14 protein-coding genes are annotated in these 17,081 nt (G+C 56.8%); 13 read left to right on the top strand and 1 reads right to left on the bottom strand.

Going from position 1 to position 17,081, the window contains the following annotated elements:
• Positions 1–423 precede the first annotated feature (423 nt).
• Positions 424–1,563 (bottom strand): tRNA epoxyqueuosine(34) reductase QueG, encoded by a 1,140-nt coding sequence (gene queG, locus HFD92_RS17860; RefSeq protein WP_167429412.1) that lies wholly within the window; start codon positions 1,561–1,563, stop codon positions 424–426.
• Here queG and nnr point away from each other — a divergent pair.
• The 13 genes from nnr (at position 1,562) to rnr (ending at position 17,063) form a co-directional block, all read left to right on the top strand.
• Positions 1,562–3,082, top strand: a complete 1,521-nt coding sequence (nnr, locus tag HFD92_RS17865; protein ID WP_167429413.1) for a bifunctional ADP-dependent NAD(P)H-hydrate dehydratase/NAD(P)H-hydrate epimerase — start codon at positions 1,562–1,564, stop codon at positions 3,080–3,082. The two genes, queG and nnr, sit on opposite strands and share 2 nt — an antisense overlap.
• Positions 3,079–3,555: a tRNA (adenosine(37)-N6)-threonylcarbamoyltransferase complex ATPase subunit type 1 TsaE gene (gene tsaE / locus HFD92_RS17870; protein ID WP_009087471.1), complete on the top strand. Its 477-nt coding sequence runs from the start codon at positions 3,079–3,081 to the stop codon at positions 3,553–3,555. Before nnr ends, tsaE begins: the two co-directional genes overlap by 4 nt.
• Positions 3,552–5,213, top strand: a complete 1,662-nt coding sequence (gene amiB / locus HFD92_RS17875) for an N-acetylmuramoyl-L-alanine amidase AmiB (RefSeq protein WP_167429414.1) — start codon at positions 3,552–3,554, stop codon at positions 5,211–5,213. The genes tsaE and amiB overlap by 4 nt, the downstream gene beginning before the upstream one ends.
• Before the next feature lie 48 nt (positions 5,214–5,261).
• Positions 5,262–7,118, top strand: a complete 1,857-nt coding sequence (mutL, locus tag HFD92_RS17880; protein ID WP_167429415.1) for a DNA mismatch repair endonuclease MutL — start codon at positions 5,262–5,264, stop codon at positions 7,116–7,118.
• On the top strand, positions 7,111–8,061 hold the full coding sequence (miaA, locus tag HFD92_RS17885) for a tRNA (adenosine(37)-N6)-dimethylallyltransferase MiaA (protein WP_046102612.1): 951 nt from the start codon (positions 7,111–7,113) through the stop codon (positions 8,059–8,061). Before mutL ends, miaA begins: the two co-directional genes overlap by 8 nt.
• 104 nt (positions 8,062–8,165) lie before the next feature.
• Positions 8,166–8,477, top strand: coding sequence for an RNA chaperone Hfq (gene hfq, locus HFD92_RS17890; protein WP_009087468.1), 312 nt, complete (start codon positions 8,166–8,168; stop codon positions 8,475–8,477).
• 73 nt (positions 8,478–8,550) lie between these two features.
• Entirely contained in the window at positions 8,551–9,831 is a 1,281-nt protein-coding gene (gene hflX / locus HFD92_RS17895; protein ID WP_046102611.1) for a ribosome rescue GTPase HflX, read from the top strand.
• A gap of 92 nt (positions 9,832–9,923) precedes the next feature.
• A complete protein-coding gene (gene hflK / locus HFD92_RS17900) occupies positions 9,924–11,162 on the top strand; it encodes an FtsH protease activity modulator HflK (protein WP_009087466.1) in 1,239 nt (412 codons plus the stop codon).
• Positions 11,163–11,165: 3 nt separating this feature from the next.
• Complete coding sequence (gene hflC, locus HFD92_RS17905; protein WP_009087465.1) at positions 11,166–12,170, top strand: protease modulator HflC; 1,005 nt, start codon at positions 11,166–11,168, stop codon at positions 12,168–12,170.
• Between the two features lie 56 nt (positions 12,171–12,226).
• On the top strand, positions 12,227–12,427 hold the full coding sequence (locus HFD92_RS17910) for a DUF2065 domain-containing protein (protein WP_009087464.1): 201 nt from the start codon (positions 12,227–12,229) through the stop codon (positions 12,425–12,427).
• 166 nt (positions 12,428–12,593) lie between these two features.
• On the top strand, positions 12,594–13,892 hold the full coding sequence (locus tag HFD92_RS17915) for an adenylosuccinate synthase (RefSeq protein WP_009087463.1): 1,299 nt from the start codon (positions 12,594–12,596) through the stop codon (positions 13,890–13,892).
• Between the two features lie 218 nt (positions 13,893–14,110).
• Positions 14,111–14,554 (top strand): nitric oxide-sensing transcriptional repressor NsrR, encoded by a 444-nt coding sequence (gene nsrR / locus HFD92_RS17920; protein ID WP_046102609.1) that lies wholly within the window; start codon positions 14,111–14,113, stop codon positions 14,552–14,554.
• A gap of 16 nt (positions 14,555–14,570) precedes the next feature.
• Complete coding sequence (gene rnr / locus HFD92_RS17925; protein ID WP_046102608.1) at positions 14,571–17,063, top strand: ribonuclease R; 2,493 nt, start codon at positions 14,571–14,573, stop codon at positions 17,061–17,063.
• Positions 17,064–17,081: the final 18 nt, after the last annotated feature.

Genomic DNA, 17,081 nt, shown 5'->3' on the forward strand with positions numbered 1-17,081 from the left:
GGAATAGCTCAGTTGGTAGAGCACGACCTTGCCAAGGTCGGGGTCGCGAGTTCGAGTCTCGTTTCCCGCTCCAGATTTAACATCAACCTCATTGTGATCAGTTATCCGACGGTTTAGCGTCGTCTGATTTTGATTGTCAGCCTAAGGTTATCCACAGCACGGCACCCCATCGTCTGCGCCTTTTACGGCGATCTGTAAAATGTTTCTGAACAGAGTTATCCACAGCTTTATCGTTAAAACGAAGCGGTAGACTCATTATTAAATAAACACAACTTTTTCTTAAGTTGTTGATATTTATGATTATGAGGATATTTCAATTTGTTATTCCAGCGTGAAACGCCCGTTATTGCAGTTGAATGACAACAGCTTTTTATTTTTATTCACAGCGTGTGGAAAACGATAAACTGCCGGCTGGCTGGTTAATCACGCATCACGGGGTAAACCTTTTTCAATGGCACGCACCAGACGTTTCTGCTGAGCAGGCTGTACGTCCACGACGAGTTGCTGGCGTTTCTGCTGCTGACAGGCGACCGCCCACAGAATATGTTCATCCAGCAGTTCACTCTCTCCGAGCCGCTGTTCCAGTACTGGCACAATATCCGCTGACCAGGGCGCATTACCCAGCGCCACCGCAATATTACGCAGCCAGCGCAAATGACCAATCCGTCGAATCGCCGAGCCTTCGGTGATACGCAAAAACTTCGCCTCATCCCACTGAAACAGATCGATAAGCTCCGGTGCATGCAGGGCCGCGCGGGGAGAGAAGTCACTTTCATCGCTGAGTTGCCCGTAACGATTCCACGGACAGATCAACTGGCAGTCATCACAGCCATAAATCCGGTTGCCCATCAGCGGGCGAAACGCTTCCGGGATCGCCCCTTCCAGCTCGATAGTAAGATAGGAAATACAGCGCCGGGCATCCACGACGTAAGGCTCAACGATAGCGCTGGTCGGGCAGATGGTCATGCAGGCGACACAGCGGCCACACTGCTCCTGCTGCGGCGTATCAATCGGCAGGGGGATATCGATCAGCAGCTCGCCGAGGAAAAACCACGAGCCAGCTTCACGATTCAGAATCAGCGAATGTTTGCCGGTCCAGCCCAGTCCTGCTTTAGCTGCCAGCGGTCGCTCAAGCAGCGGGGCCGAGTCCACAAAGGGCCGGAAGTTAAGCTTGCTGCAATGCTGCTGGATCATTTCTCCGAGCTTTTTCAGGCGATTGCGCAATACTTTGTGGTAATCGCGGCCTAATGCATAACGGCTGACATAGCCCAGTCGGGGATTTTTCAGCGTGCTGGCAAAGGCGGCTTTGGCCGGAAGGTAGTTCATGCGAACGCTGATGACGCGCAGCGTGCCGGGAAGCAGTTCATGCGGACGCGCCCGCATCATGCCATGTCGCGCCATCCACTCCATCTCGCCATGATACTGCTTCTCCAGCCACGCCTGCAGGCGCGGCTCTTCCGCACTGAGATCGGTATCGGTGATGCCGACCTGCTGAAAGCCGAGATCTAATCCCCACTGTTTAATCTGTTGTGCGAACTGATGAAGATCGAGAGGGTATGACATGAGTGACCAGCATTCGAAGAGAAACGACCGCAGTTTACCATATTCTGTCTGGCCTGCGCAGGCGGTGGCGCAGCTTGAGCAGCAGGGAGCCGATGCCCTTGGCATTACCCTCTATGAACTGATGCTGCGCGCCGGGCAGGCCGCCTATGAGCATCTGAACCGGCACTGGCCTGACGCCCGCCACTGGCTGATTTTGTGCGGCCACGGTAACAATGGCGGGGATGGCTATGTGCTGGCCCGCATGGGGCAGGCGGCGGGTAAAACCATCACGCTGCTGGCGTATGACAGTGAAAAAGCGTTACCGGAAGAGGCGCAGCGCGCCCGGGACGCCTGGCTGGATGCGGGCGGCGAGATCCATGCGGCTGGTGCGGCATGGCCAGAGCAGGTGGATGTGATTGTCGATGCGCTGCTGGGCACCGGCACACAGCGCGCGCCTGCGGAACCCTATGCCACGCTGATTCAGCAGGCAAACGCCCACGCGGCACCGATCCTCGCCATCGACATGCCGTCCGGCTTATCCGCGCGAAACGGCACGACGCCCGGTGAGGTGATTAACGCCACGCATACCCTGAGCGTCGTGGCGCTGAAGCCAGGCCAGCTTACCGGCAAAGCCCGCGACGTTATCGGCGCGCTCTATTATGCCGACCTTGGCCTGGCGACGTTTCTCGCGGGAGAAACCGCGCCGATGGCGCGTTATGATGCCAGCGCACTGACCCGCTGGCTCAAGCCGCGCAAACCCACCTCGCATAAAGGCAACCATGGCCGTCTGCTGGTCGTCGGAGGCGATGCCGGAACGGCCGGGGCAGTGCGCATGACGGCTGAGGCCGCGTTGCGCACCGGCAGTGGATTGGTGCGAGTACTCACTCACAAAGATAACATTATCCCGATCCTGACAGCCCGCCCCGAAGTGATGGTCGATGAACTGACCGATGAACGTCTGAAAGAGGCGCTGGAGTGGGCCGATGTCATCGCGGTCGGGCCTGGTTTAGGACAGCGCGAGTGGGGTAAGCAGGCGCTGAAAGCAGTGGCAGGCAGTGAAAAGCCGATGCTTTGGGACGCAGATGCACTTAACCTGCTGGCAATCAGTGCGGAGAAACGTCAGAATCGCATCATTACGCCGCATCCTGGCGAAGCGGCACGTTTGCTGAATATCGAGACCAGTGAAATTGAGAGTGACCGCTTACATGCAGCGCAGAGACTGGCGCAGCAATATGGTGGCGTAGTGGTACTGAAAGGTGCCGGTACGATTATTGCCAGCGAGCAGGGCGAAATGGCCTTTGCTGATGTGGGCAATGCCGGTATGGCCTCCGGCGGTATGGGCGACCTGTTGAGTGGCATCATCGCCTCGCTGATGGGTCAGCAACTGCCGCTGTTCGGGGCGGCCTGCGCTGGCTGTGTGGCGCATGGTGCCGCAGCCGATGCGGTGGCGGCACAACGCGGCACGCGCGGTATGCTGGCAACAGATTTACTGGATCTACTGTGGCAGTTTGTTAATCCTGAGATGAATAAAGAAGCATGAAGACCTGTGTTATCTCTTTGCCCGATGAGGCGGCTACGCTCAGTTTGGGCGCTCAGCTGGCGCGCGCCTGTGGCAGCGCGGCAGTGATTTATCTCTATGGCGATCTGGGGGCGGGTAAAACCACCTTCAGCCGCGGCTTTCTTCAGGCGCTCGGCCATCAGGGCAACGTTAAAAGCCCCACTTACACGCTGGTGGAGCCTTATGCGCTGGGTGATCGCACCCTTTATCATTTTGACCTCTACCGCCTGGCCGATCCCGAAGAGCTGGAGTTCATGGGGATCCGCGACTATTTCAGCGGCGAGGCAATCTGTCTGGTCGAATGGCCGCAGCAGGGCGCTGGTTTTCTGCCGTCGCCCGATGTCACACTGACGCTGCGCTATGTGGGTGAGGCGCGGGAAGCGGAGCTGACGGCACAATCGGCAGCCGGGCAGCAATGGATTGAACACGTTGATCAGGGCAGGGATCAGGCATGATGTCACGGATGAAAATCGCGCTGGTGACACTGCTGCTGCTGGTCTGTACGCCGCTGTTTGCCGCCACGTTGTCCGATATTAAAGTGGCTAACGGCGACAGCCAGGCCACCATTACCCTGAACTTTGCCGGACAGCCTGTTTACGGCTTCTTCCCGCTGCGCAATCCCGATCGTGTGGTGCTTGATGTGCGCCAGAGCGGCGTGGTTCAGGGACTGCCGCTGAACTTCAGCGGGGAAAATATCGTAAAGCGGATTCGGACCAGTACCCCGAAAGATAAACAGAGCGTGCGGCTGGTGTTTGAGCTGACGCAGGCGGGGAAAACCCGTGCGGTTACCCAGCGCAATGGCAACAGCTACAGCGTGGTCTTCACGATTACCGGTAAAGCGCCGGCGGTGACGCGCAGCGCACCCGCTCCGGTGACGGCCCCGTCGCGAGCGCCTGTCCAGAGTGCCGCTGCCAATCCGTTTAACGCCAATCCGGTTACCTCAGTGAGCAGTTCTGCCAGTACGGTACGCCCTGGCGCGACGGTCAGCCACAATGACACGGTGATTGTGGCGATTGACGCCGGGCATGGCGGTCAGGACCCGGGCGCCATCGGACAGCGCGGGCTGCAGGAGAAGAACGTCACTATCGCGATTGCACGTAAACTGCGGGTGCTGCTGAACAACGATCCGATGTTTAAAGGCGTTCTGACCCGCGATGGCGACTATTTTATCTCAGTGATGGGCCGTTCTGACGTGGCGCGTAAAGCCAATGCGAACGTGCTGGTGTCAATCCATGCGGATGCAGCGCCGAGCCATGCAGCTACCGGTGCATCGGTCTGGGTCTTATCCAACCGCCGTGCCAATAACGAGATGGCTAACTGGCTGGAGCAGAAAGAGAAACAGTCTGAGCTGCTGGGCGGCGCAGGCGACCTGCTGGCTAACAGCCAGGCGGATCCCTACCTCAGCCAGGCGGTGCTGGACCTGCAGTTTGGTCACTCGCAGCGCGTCGGATATGACATCGCGCAGAAAGTGTTGCAGCAGCTGCGCGGCGTCACCTCGCTGCATAAACGGCTGCCTGAACATGCCAGCCTGGGCGTGCTGCGTTCACCTGACATTCCTTCTCTGCTGGTGGAAACCGGCTTCATCAGTAATTCCTCGGAGGAGCGACTGCTTGGCAGTAGCGCACACCAGGATAAGATTGCGCAGTCGATCTACAAAGGTCTGCGCACTTATTTCCTGGCGCACCCGCTGCAATCCATCCCAAAGGAGGAAAACCGGCCGCTGGGCTCGTCGCCGGCGGTTAGCGTCGCCAGCAACCCGGCGACCGGGGTGACGCAATATACGGGGGCAACGCAGCGTCATACGGTGACGCGCGGTGAGACGCTTTCCGGTATTGCCGCGAAGTATGGCGTCAGCATGACGACGCTGCGTGAGCTGAATACGCTGAAGCGGGATGTGGTCTGGGTCGGACAGCGGCTGAAGGTGCCCGCCACTGCCACGGCCAGCCGCACGACCCGCGCCCGGGGTGTTGTGCGGCACAAAGTGGTCGTCGGGGATTCCCTGACCGGTATCGCCGCACACTATGGCGTCAGTCCGAAAGCGATAATGCAGACCAACAATCTGAAGTCGACCAACGTAATGTTGGGGCAGAACCTGAAAATCCCTGCATCCTGATTGTTCGCCCGGCCACGCGCCGGGCTGTCAGCCAAAAGGATATCCACCATGCCGATACAAATTTTACCGCCTCAGCTGGCAAACCAGATTGCGGCGGGGGAAGTGGTTGAGCGTCCTGCATCGGTTGTAAAAGAGCTGGTGGAAAACAGCCTTGATGCTGGCGCAACGCGCATTGACGTTGATATTGAAAAAGGGGGCGCAAAGCTTATCCGCATCCGTGACAACGGTTGCGGCATCGTGAAAAGCGAACTCTCGATGGCGCTCGCCCGGCACGCTACCAGTAAAATTGCCTCGCTGGATGACCTGGAGGCGATCATGAGTCTGGGGTTCCGGGGCGAAGCGCTGGCCAGTATCAGTTCGGTCTCCCGCCTGACCTTAACCTCGCGTACTGCCGATCAGACCGAAGCCTGGCAGGCTTATGCCGAAGGGCGTGAGATGGCGGTGACGGTCAAGCCGGCTGCGCACCCCTGCGGCACCACGCTGGAAGTGCTGGACCTGTTTTATAACACCCCCGCGCGGCGCAGATTCATGCGCACCGAGAAAACCGAATTTGGTCACATTGACGAGGTGATTCGTCGTATTGCGCTGGCGCGGTTTGATGTCGCCTTTTCGCTCAGCCACAACGGCAAAATGATGCGTCAGTATCGGGCCGTCAGCGAGGAGAGTCAGCGCGAACGGCGGCTGGCCGCCATCTGCGGCACCACCTTTATGCAGCATGCGCTGCGCATCGACTGGCAACATGACGATCTTTCGCTGCGCGGCTGGGTCGCCGATCCGGCCGGGTCGCGTCAGGTCAGCGAGCTGCAATATTGCTACGTCAATGGCCGCATGATGCGTGACAGGCTGATCAACCACGCTATCCGCCAGGCTTTTCAGGACCAGCTGCAGGATGAGCAGCAACCCGCTTACGTGCTCTATCTGGAGATCGATCCGCATCAGGTGGATGTCAACGTCCATCCGGCCAAACACGAAGTACGGTTTCATCAGTCACGTCTGGTGCATGACTTTATTTATCAGGGCGTGGTCAGCGCGCTTCAGGCGGTTGCCGCACCAGCGCTGCCCGCGCTGAAAGCAGAAGAACCGGCCCCACGCTGGCAGCCGGAGAATCGTCAGGCCGCCGGGGGCAACCATTTTGCCCAGCCTGCGACCTCCGCCAGTGAGAACCGACCGGCCGCGCCCGCCCGTGAGCCAGCCCCCGCATGGCAAAACAAAGAGAACGTCTATCGTCAGCGTGAAGGCGCGGTTTATCAGCAGCTGCTGAAAACGCCTGCCGCCAGTGCGGCGGCGCCTGAAGCCCGCGAACCGGCTGCGCGGCGTCAGCCGGAGAAAGCCACGCCGCTGGCGGCCCATGCGCAGAGTTTTGGCCGGGTGCTGACCGTCCTGCAGAACCACTATGCGCTGCTGGAACAGGACCAGAAACTGTTCCTGATGGCGCTGCCGGTCGCGGCGCGCTGGCTGAAGCAGGCGCAGCTCGAACCGGGCGAAGAGGGGCTTAAACCGCAGCCCCTTCTGATTCCGGTGCGCCTGAAAATGGCGCGGGAGGAGTGTCAGGCCGCCAAAGAAAACAGCAGTCTGCTCAGTCAGATGGGTATCGAACTGCAGCCTGACGGTGACCACGTGACCCTGCGTGCGGTGCCTTTACCGTTACGAACACAAAATTTACAAATCTTGATTCCTGAACTGTTAGGCTATCTCGCCCGGCAGCAGGAGAACTCTGCGACGCAGCTGGCCCAGTGGCTGGCACGGCGTCAGGATGCAGCGTCCTCCGACTGGAATCACTCACAGGCGATCAACCTGCTGGCAGAGCTCGAACGGCTTTGCCCACAGCTACTGAAATCGCCACCTTCAGGCTTGTTACAGCCCTTAGAGATTGAGAGCGCGATTAACGCGTTGAAGCATGAGTGAACTGAACCAGGCTGGCCGGCCAAAGGCGATTTTTTTGATGGGACCCACTGCATCGGGTAAAACCGCATTAGCCATTGAACTGCGCAGGCAGTTACCGGTGGAACTAATCAGCGTCGATTCTGCCTTAATCTATCGTCAGATGGATATTGGTACGGCAAAACCGTCGGCTGAGGAGTTAGCAGTGGCCCCCCATCGTCTGCTCGACATCCGCGATCCCGCAGAAGCCTATTCGGCTGCGGAGTTCCGGCGCGATGCTTTAGCAGAAATGGCGGATATCGTTCAGGCTGGACGAATTCCGTTGCTTGTTGGTGGAACCATGCTCTACTTCAAGGCGTTACTTGAAGGATTGTCGCCGTTGCCCTCGGCCGATCCCGACGTTCGTCAGCAGATAGAGCAAACGGCGCGTGAAAAAGGCTGGGAAGCTTTGCACCGCCAGCTGTGTGAGATCGACCCGGTTGCTGGTAGTCGTATTCATCCGAATGATCCGCAGAGACTTTCGCGAGCACTGGAAGTTTTTTTTATTTCGGGTAAAACTTTAACGGAACTGACAAAAACCTCCGGTGAAGCGTTACCCTACGACGTGCATCAGTTTGCCATCGCCCCCGCGAGCCGTGAACTGTTGCACCAGCGCATCGCGTTACGTTTTGAGCAGATGTTGGCGTCAGGATTTGAAGCGGAGGCTCGGGCCCTGTTTGCACGAGGTGATTTGCATACGGACATGCCTTCCATTCGTTGTGTTGGCTATCGTCAGATGTGGTCTTATTTATCAGGCGAAATCGATTACAGCGAGATGGTTTATCGGGGAATTTGCGCAACCCGGCAGCTCGCTAAGAGACAGATGACCTGGTTACGTGGCTGGGAAAACGTTCACTGGCTTGACAGTGACGAGCCCCGGCTGGCGCGTGATACGGTGTTACAGGTTCTTAGTGCGAAGCATGGGTGATTGTGTACAATTGATGAGTTATCGTGCGCAAATTTTTACGCAGTTTTTTTCAGAACCATAGGTTCTACGAGCAACAAACAACAAGCATATAAGGAAAAGATAGAATGGCTAAGGGGCAATCATTACAAGACCCGTTTTTGAACGCACTGCGTCGTGAACGTGTTCCGGTTTCGATTTATCTGGTTAACGGTATTAAGCTGCAGGGTCAGATTGAGTCATTTGATCAGTTCGTCATTTTGTTGAAAAACACGGTAAGTCAGATGGTTTATAAACACGCCATTTCTACCGTTGTTCCTTCACGCCCGGTTTCTCACCATAGCAATAATACCGGTGGCGGCAGCAACAATTACCATCATGGTGGCAGCAACACATCTGCGCAGCCACAGCCACAACAAGACGGTGATAACGCAGAGTAACGCGTCGCCGTACAGCCAGGATCGGAGAACAGAGGTTTTCCGTCCTGGTCTTTTATTTTAGCGAGGTTATAGCTTGTTTGACCGTTATGATGCCGGTGAGCAGGCCGTACTGGTACACATCTGGTTCTCCCAAGACAAAGAAGTAGAAGATCTGCAGGAGTTCGAAACCCTGGTCTCTTCTGCTGGCGTTGAGGCGCTGCAAGTGGTAACTGGCAGCCGTAAAGCGCCACACCCCAAGTATTTTGTCGGTGAAGGAAAAGCCGTTGAAATTGCCGATGCGGTAAAAACAACAGGAGCATCGGTCGTCTTATTCGATCATGCCCTTACGCCCGCTCAGGAAAGAAACCTCGAGCGCCTGTGCGAATGCCGGGTCATTGATCGCACCGGTTTAATTCTGGATATCTTTGCCCAACGGGCACGCACCCACGAAGGTAAATTGCAGGTCGAGCTGGCACAGCTTCGCCATCTCGCCACACGTCTGGTGCGCGGCTGGACCCACCTTGAACGCCAGAAGGGCGGGATTGGTTTGCGGGGTCCGGGTGAAACCCAGTTAGAAACAGACCGCCGTCTGTTACGCGGACGCATCAGCCAGATTCTGTCTCGCCTTGAGCGGGTTGAAAAGCAGCGCGAACAGGGGCGTCAGTCACGTGCCAAAGCGGATGTGCCGACCGTTTCGCTGGTGGGGTATACCAACGCCGGCAAATCGACCCTCTTTAATGCCATGACCTCGGCCAACGTCTTTGCCGCAGACCAGCTGTTTGCGACGCTCGACCCTACGCTGCGCCGTCTGAATGTGGCTGATGTCGGGGAAGTCGTGCTGGCGGACACGGTCGGGTTTATTCGCCATCTTCCTCACGACCTGGTTGCCGCGTTTAAAGCCACGCTGCAGGAGACACGCCAGGCGACGCTGCTGCTGCACGTGGTTGATGGCGCCGATCTTCGCGTCACCGATAACATGGCCGCCGTCGATGCCGTCCTCGAAGAGATTGAGGCGGATGAGATCCCGACGTTACTGGTGATGAATAAAATCGATATGCTCGACGGATTTGAGCCGCGTATCGATCGCAACGAAGAGAATCTGCCGATTCGTGTCTGGCTCTCTGCCCAGACCGGTGCAGGCCTTCCGTTGCTCTGGCAGGCGCTCTCTGAGCGGCTGTCCGGGGAGATTGCTCAGCATGCATTACGTCTGCCACCGGAAGCGGGGCGACTTCGCAGTCGCTTCTATCAGTTGCAGGCGATTGAGAAAGAGTGGAATGAAGAAGACGGCAGTGTAGGATTGCAGATACGTATGCCCATTATTGAATGGATGCGTTTATGTAAGCAGGAACCGTCGCTGACCAGTTACATTGTTTGATATTGCCAAAACGCATTTACCTTAACATTAGACGATTGTCGCATCCGAAAAATGAAGGGTAAAAACCGTAATTACAATAAATGGAGTAGAACATGGCGTGGAATCAGCCCGGAAATAACGGACAGGACCGCGACCCGTGGGGAAGCAGCAATAATCAAGGCGGCAACTCTGGGGGGAATAAGGGAGGACGGGAATCCGGGCCTCCTGATCTGGATGATATCTTCCGTAAACTGAGCAAGAAGCTTGGCGGACTGGGCGGTGGCAAACAGAGCGATAACGGTCAGCGCGGCTCCGGCAGCGGTGGCAAACTGGCTGGCATCGTCGCGGTAGCGGCGGTCGTCATCTGGGCTGCAAGCGGTTTCTACACCATCAAAGAAGCGGAACGGGGCGTGGTCACGCGTTTCGGTAAGTTCAGTCACCTGGTCGAACCGGGTCTGAACTGGAAGCCGACCTTCATCGATCAGGTTCGTGCGGTCAACGTCGAGTCGGTGCGTGAACTGGCGGCGTCTGGCGTCATGCTGACCTCCGACGAAAACGTGGTGCGCGTAGAGATGAACGTGCAGTACCGCGTGACCGATCCGGAACGCTATCTTTATGCGGTCACCAGCGCCGACGACAGCCTGCGTCAGGCGACAGACAGCGCGCTGCGTGGCGTAATTGGTCGTTCTACCATGGATCGCATCCTCACCGAAGGCCGTACCGTGGTGCGTAGCGATACCCAGCGTGAAATTGACGAGACGATTCGCCCGTACAACATGGGCATCGCGGTACTGGACGTCAACTTCCAGGCGGCCCGTCCGCCAGAAGAGGTGAAATCTGCGTTTGATGACGCTATCGCCGCGCGTGAAAACCGCGAGCAGTACGTCCGTGAAGCGGAAGCCTACGCTAATGAAGTTCAGCCTCGTGCGAATGGTCAGGCGCAACGTATTCTGGAAGAGGCGCGCGCTTACAAAGAGCGAACCGTTCTGGAAGCGCAGGGTGAAGTGGCGCGTTTCGCCAAGATTCTGCCGGAGTATAAAGCGGCGCCAGAGATTACCAAGGAGCGTCTCTATATTGAGACCATGGAGCGCGTACTGAGCCATACCCGCAAAGTTCTGGTTAACGATCGCGGTAATAATCTGATGATGCTGCCGCTGGACCAGCTGATGCGTGGCGGTCAGGCTGCATCCGGCCAGCACGGTCAGAAGGGCGGAACCAGCTCGTCACTGCCTGCGCTCTCCGATCGCAATGCCAGCCGCAATGACACGTCGTCATACAGTCCGGACAACATCATGGATCAGCGCCGGGCGAATGCTCAGCGCAGCGACAGCCAGCGCGAAGGGAGAGAGTAATCGATGCGTAAGCCAATAATATTTTTAATTATCGTCGTGCTGGTGGCGCTCTATGCGTCGCTGTTTGTGGTGCAGGAAGGCGAGCGCGGCATCGTGCTGCGCTTCGGTAAAGTCCTGCGCGACGGCGAAAACAAGCCGCAGGTGTTTGAGCCGGGTCTGCATTTCAAGATCCCATTCCTGGAAACGGTTAAGACGCTGGATGCACGTATCCAGACCATGGACAATCAGGCCGATCGCTTCGTCACCAAAGAGAAGAAAGATCTGATCGTGGACTCCTACATCAAGTGGCGTATCAGCGACTTCAGTCGTTACTACCTGGCCACCGGTGGCGGGGATGTCTCTCAGGCGGAAGTGCTGCTGAAACGTAAGTTCAGTGACCGCCTGCGTTCTGAAATGGGCCGTCTGGATGTGAAAGATATCGTTACGGATTCCCGCGGTCGCCTGACCACGGACGTACGTGACGCGCTGAACACCGGTTCTGTCGGCAGCGATGATGAAGTGGCGACGCCAGCGGCGGATGACGCGATTGCCAGCGCAGCGGCCCGTGTTGAGCGTGAAACCAACAGCAATGAGCCCGCTCCGAATCCGAACAGTATGGCCGCGTTAGGTATTCAGGTCGTTGATGTGCGCATCAAGCAGATCAACCTGCCGACCGAAGTGTCTGATGCGATCTTCAACCGTATGCGCGCTGAGCGTGAAGCGGTTGCACGCAGCCAGCGTTCACAGGGTCAGGAAGAGGCGGAAAAACTGCGCGCCCAGGCGGACTATCAGGTCACGCGTACGCTGGCCGAAGCGCAGCGTGAAGCGCTGATCACCCGCGGTGATGGTGATGCGGAAACGGCCCGGTTGTTTGCCGATGCGTTCAGCAAAGATCCTGACTTCTACGCCTTTATTCGTAGCCTGCGCGCTTACGAAAACAGCTTCAGCGAAAATCAGGACGTGATGGTGTTAAGCCCGGATAGCGACTTCTTCCGATATATGAAGGCGCCCTCTAACGCGACACGCTAAGAACTGATATAACCTACAGGCCGACAATGTTGTCGGCCTTTTTTTTGGGTATCAGAATGAAAACAAGCATCTGGATGGCACTGGCGCTGGTGTTAGTGCTCGAAGGGTTGGGGCCGATGTTTATGCCACGCCTCTGGCGACGCATGATCCTGTCGATGACCCGCTTACCGGATCGTCTGCTGCACCGTTTCGGTGGCGGACTGGTGGTGGCCGGCATGGTCATTTACTGCATGCTGAGTCTGCACGGCAACGTCTGAAACCGTGGCTGAAACCGGCTAAATTGTGCCTTTTTGCGCCAGAATCCCCAACATGTTGTAGTGATCAAAACTCAGGCAAAAAAGCGCGCAATCGTATGCTAAAAGTGCTGAAAACAGCGGGATCAGATGGTAGAATCCTTTTTTAAGCAATCGGTGATTTTGAGAAATGGGTAAGAACGTCGTCGTACTGGGCACCCAATGGGGTGACGAAGGTAAAGGTAAGATTGTAGACCTTCTGACTGAACGCGCGAATTACGTTGTGCGTTATCAAGGCGGCCACAATGCGGGCCACACGCTTGTCATCAACGGTGAAAAAACCGTCCTCCACCTGATCCCTTCTGGCATTCTGCGCGATAACGTGACCAGCATCATTGGTAACGGTGTTGTGCTCTCTCCTGAAGCCTTAATGAAGGAGATGAAAGGTCTGGAAGCGCGCGGGATTCCGGTACGTGAACGTCTGCTGATTTCTGAAGCCTGTCCGCTGATCCTGCAATATCATGTTGCGATGGACATGGCGCGTGAACGTGCGCGCGGTGCCAAAGCGATTGGTACCACCGGCCGTGGCATCGGACCGGCTTATGAAGATAAAGTGGCGCGTCGCGCACTGCGCGTCAGCGACCTGTTCAACAAAGAAACCTTTGCTGCCAAGCTGAAGGAAGTGGTCGATTTCTACAACTTCCAGCTGGTGGAGTACTACAAAGAGCCAGCCGTCGATTTCGACAAAGTGCTGAGCGATGTGATGGAAGTCGCTGACATCCTGACTGGCATGGTGGTTGACGTCTCTGAACTGCTGGACAGCGCGCGTAAGCGTGGCGATCTGATCATGTTTGAAGGCGCGCAGGGTACCCTGCTGGATATCGACCACGGGACCTATCCTTACGTGACCTCGTCCAACACCACCGCAGGTGGCGTGGCGACCGGTTCAGGTATCGGCCCGCGTTATGTCGACTACGTGCTGGGTATTGTGAAAGCGTACTCCACCCGCGTAGGTGCAGGCCCGTTCCCGACCGAGCTGTTCGATGAAACCGGTGAGTTCCTGTGTGCACAGGGCAACGAGTTTGGTGCGACCACCGGACGTCGTCGTCGTACCGGCTGGCTGGATGCGGTGGCCGTTCGCCGTGCAGTTCAGATCAACTCCCTGTCAGGTTTCTGCATGACCAAGCTGGACGTGCTGGATGGCCTGAAAGAGGTGAAAATCTGTGTCGCTTATCGTATGCCGGATGGCCGCGAAGTGACCTCTACGCCGCTGGCAGCAGAGAACTGGGAAGGCATTGAGCCGATCTACGAAACGCTGCCAGGCTGGAGCGAGACAACGTTTGGCGTTAAGACGCTGGAAGGTTTACCTCAGGCGGCGCGTGATTACATCAAGCGCGTTGAAGAGGTAACGGGTGTGCCGATTGATATTATTTCAACCGGTCCCGATCGCAGTGAAACAATGATTCTGCGCGATCCGTTCGACGCATAATGATTGAGGCCGGACGCTGTCCGGCCCTTGTTTTTCCACTCTCTGATGCCACTTATCTTCCCTTCGCTTGTCAAACCCGGTGCTGACTGAAAAAAACGCACGGCCAATCACACTCTGGTTTATCATCGTAGTTAATCGAATGGCGATCCGATTTAATCCCGACACCCATTGTAAGGCGAACAATGTCATGCCACGCCTGAAGGTTCACTGAGGTTACTGTGCAGCTCACGAGTTTTACTGATTATGGCTTACGGGCCCTGATTTATCTGGCCTCGTTACCCGAAGGCCAGCAGACCAATATTACTGCGGTAACCGACACGTACGGTTTGTCGCGTAACCATATGGTCAAAATCATTAATCAGCTGAGCCGGGCGGGCTATGTCGCTGCAACACGGGGTAAAAATGGCGGTATTCGTCTGGGTATGCCGCCGCGTCAGATTGTGATTGGTGAAGTGGTCCGCAGGATGGAGCCGCTACAATTAGTCGATTGTCCCTCCTGCTCCATTTCGCCCGCCTGCCGTCTTAAACAGGCGCTGCATGATGCAGTACAGCGATTTTTGCAGGAGCTGGATAACTATACGCTGGCCGATTTGGTCGAAGGCAATACGCCACTTTATGAAATCATACTGTCCAAATCGCCGGCGGATATAAATATTAAATGACATCGGAGGAACCGTTATGTCAAAAGATCCTTTTCAGGATAGAGAAGCTGAAAAATACGAAAACCCTATTCCAAGCCGTGAATTTATCCTGGCTTTATTAGAAAAACGTGAAAAACCGGCCAGCCGTGAAGAGCTGGCTGAAGAGATGAATCTGCACGATGAAGAGCAGCTTGAGGCGCTGCGTCGCCGCCTTCGCGCCATGGAGCGTGATGGTCAGCTGGTCTTCACCCGCCGTCAGTGTTATGCCCTGCCAGAACGCCTCGATCTCCTGCGCGGTAAAGTTATCGGCCATCGTGATGGCTACGGCTTCCTGCGGGCGGAAGGTCAGAAAGATGACCTCTATCTTTCCGCTGAACAGATGAAATTCTGCATGCACGGTGACGTGATCCTGGCGCAGCCACTGGGTGCCGATCGCAAAGGCCGTCGCGAAGCGCGCGTGGTCCGGGTGCAGGAACCCCGCAATAATCAGATCGTTGGCCGCTACTTTACCGATGCCGGTGCCGGCTTCGTGGTGCCGGATGACAGTCGCCTGAGTTTCGATATTCTCATCCCGCCAGAAGAGACGATGCAGGCCCGTATGGGTTCCGTGGTGGTGGTGGAGCTGGTGCAGCGCCCGAACCGTCGCAGCAAAGCGATCGGTAAAGTGATTGAAATCCTCGGCGAAGATATGGGCACCAGCCTGGCCGTGGACATGGCGCTGCGCACCCATGAAATTCCGCACACCTGGCCGCCGCAGGTAGAAGCCCAGATCAGCCAGCTGAAAGAAGAGGTGCCGGAAGAGGCGAAAAAAGGTCGCGTCGATCTGCGCAAACTGCCGCTGGTCACCATTGATGGTGAAGATGCCCGTGACTTCGATGATGCCGTCTACTGTGAGAAAAAGCGCGGGGGTGGCTGGCGTCTGTGGGTAGCGATTGCCGATGTGAGCTACTACGTTCGTCCGGGCACGCCACTGGATGATGAGGCGCATCAGCGCGGCACCTCGGTCTACTTCCCGTCACAGGTGGTGCCGATGCTGCCGGAAGTGCTGTCGAATGGCCTCTGTTCGCTTAACCCGCAGGTGGATCGCCTGTGTATGGTGTGCGAGATGACCATTTCGACCAAGGGTAAACTGACCGGCTTCAAACATTATGAAGCGGTGATGAACTCCCATGCGCGTCTGACCTATAACAAGGTCTGGAATATCCTGCAGGGCGACAAAGAGCTGCGTCAGCAGTACGCGCCGCTGGTTAAAGATCTTGAAGAGCTACATAACCTCTATCAGGCGCTGGATGCTGCCCGCGAAGAGCGCGGCGGTATCTCGTTTGAGACGGAAGAGGCGAAGTTTATTTTCAACGCCGAGCGCCGTATTGAGCGGGTGGAACGCGTCTCCCGTAATGACGCCCACAAGCTGATCGAAGAGTGCATGATCCTGGCGAACATCGCCTCGGCACGCTTTGTGGAGAAAAATCAGGAACCGGCGCTGTTCCGCGACCACGATCGTCCGACCGATGAGAGCATCAAGAGCTTCCGTACCGTGCTCAATGAGCTGGGACTGAGCCTGCCAGGCGGCAACAAACCGCAGCCTGTTGACTATGCGGCGCTGCTGAAGCAGGTGGCCGATCGTCCGGATGCGGAAATGCTGCAGACCATGCTGCTGCGTTCCATGAAGCAGGCGGTGTACGATCCGGAGAACCGCGGCCACTTCGGTCTGGCCCTCTCCTCCTATGCTCACTTTACCTCGCCGATCCGTCGCTACCCGGATCTGACGCTGCACCGCGCCATCAAATATCTGCTGGCAAAAGAGCAGGATGAAGGCAAAGGGCTGGTTCAGCGCGCCATTAAGTACCTGATGCCGAAAGATCGCAGCGTCGCCAAAGATCTGACGACCGCGACCGGTGGCTATCACTATGACATGCCGCAGATGCTGCAACTGGGCCTGCATTGCTCCCTGACCGAGCGCCGCGCAGATGAAGCGACGCGCGACGTGGCGGACTGGCTCAAGTGTGACTTTATGCAGGATCAGGTCGGTAACGTGTTCAACGGCGTCATCTCCAGCGTCACCGGATTTGGCTTCTTTGTGCGCTTAAACGATCTCTTTATTGATGGTCTGGTGCATGTCTCCTCACTCGACAATGACTACTACCGTTTTGACCCGGTGGGTCAGCGTCTGATTGGTGAATCGGGCGGGCGCACCTATCGCCTGGGTGACACCGTGGAAGTGCGGGTAGAAGCCGTGCATATGGACGAGCGTAAAATCGACTTTGCCCTGATCTCCAGTCAGCGGCAGGTGCGTGGCGAAGGAAAAACCGCGCGCGACCGCGCAAAACGCGACGATAAAGCGCCAGCGAAGCGCCGTCGCGATGCGAGCCGTAAGTCTAACTTCGAGCCGGACGCCGCCTTCCGGGGAGGCAAAGGCAAATCTGCCGGGGCAAATAGCGAGAAAAAAAGTAAAAACGTCTCGGAAAAAACCCGTAAAATCGCCGCCGCCACAAAGGCGAAGCGCGCCAGAAGAAAGACCGAGTCTGACTGAGGCGCGTCACCGCCTTTT

It is taken from the genome of Pantoea sp. EKM101V, from assembly GCF_011800325.1.
Lineage (GTDB): Bacteria > Pseudomonadota > Gammaproteobacteria > Enterobacterales > Enterobacteriaceae > Pantoea > Pantoea anthophila.

What these genes read in the sequence shown, in the direction of transcription:
- nnr (WP_167429413.1), top strand. Translation starts at nt 1,562, where the DNA reads ATGAGTGACCAGCATTCGAAGAGAAACGACCGCAGTTTACCATATTCT.
- queG (WP_167429412.1), bottom strand. Translation starts at nt 1,563, where the DNA reads ATGTCATACCCTCTCGATCTTCATCAGTTCGCACAACAGATTAAACAG.
- tsaE (WP_009087471.1), top strand. Translation starts at nt 3,079, where the DNA reads ATGAAGACCTGTGTTATCTCTTTGCCCGATGAGGCGGCTACGCTCAGT.
- amiB (WP_167429414.1), top strand. Translation starts at nt 3,552, where the DNA reads ATGATGTCACGGATGAAAATCGCGCTGGTGACACTGCTGCTGCTGGTC.
- mutL (WP_167429415.1), top strand. Translation starts at nt 5,262, where the DNA reads ATGCCGATACAAATTTTACCGCCTCAGCTGGCAAACCAGATTGCGGCG.
- miaA (WP_046102612.1), top strand. Translation starts at nt 7,111, where the DNA reads ATGAGTGAACTGAACCAGGCTGGCCGGCCAAAGGCGATTTTTTTGATG.
- hfq (WP_009087468.1), top strand. Translation starts at nt 8,166, where the DNA reads ATGGCTAAGGGGCAATCATTACAAGACCCGTTTTTGAACGCACTGCGT.
- hflK (WP_009087466.1), top strand. Translation starts at nt 9,924, where the DNA reads ATGGCGTGGAATCAGCCCGGAAATAACGGACAGGACCGCGACCCGTGG.
- hflC (WP_009087465.1), top strand. Translation starts at nt 11,166, where the DNA reads ATGCGTAAGCCAATAATATTTTTAATTATCGTCGTGCTGGTGGCGCTC.
- HFD92_RS17910 (WP_009087464.1), top strand. Translation starts at nt 12,227, where the DNA reads ATGAAAACAAGCATCTGGATGGCACTGGCGCTGGTGTTAGTGCTCGAA.
- HFD92_RS17915 (WP_009087463.1), top strand. Translation starts at nt 12,594, where the DNA reads ATGGGTAAGAACGTCGTCGTACTGGGCACCCAATGGGGTGACGAAGGT.
- rnr (WP_046102608.1), top strand. Translation starts at nt 14,571, where the DNA reads ATGTCAAAAGATCCTTTTCAGGATAGAGAAGCTGAAAAATACGAAAAC.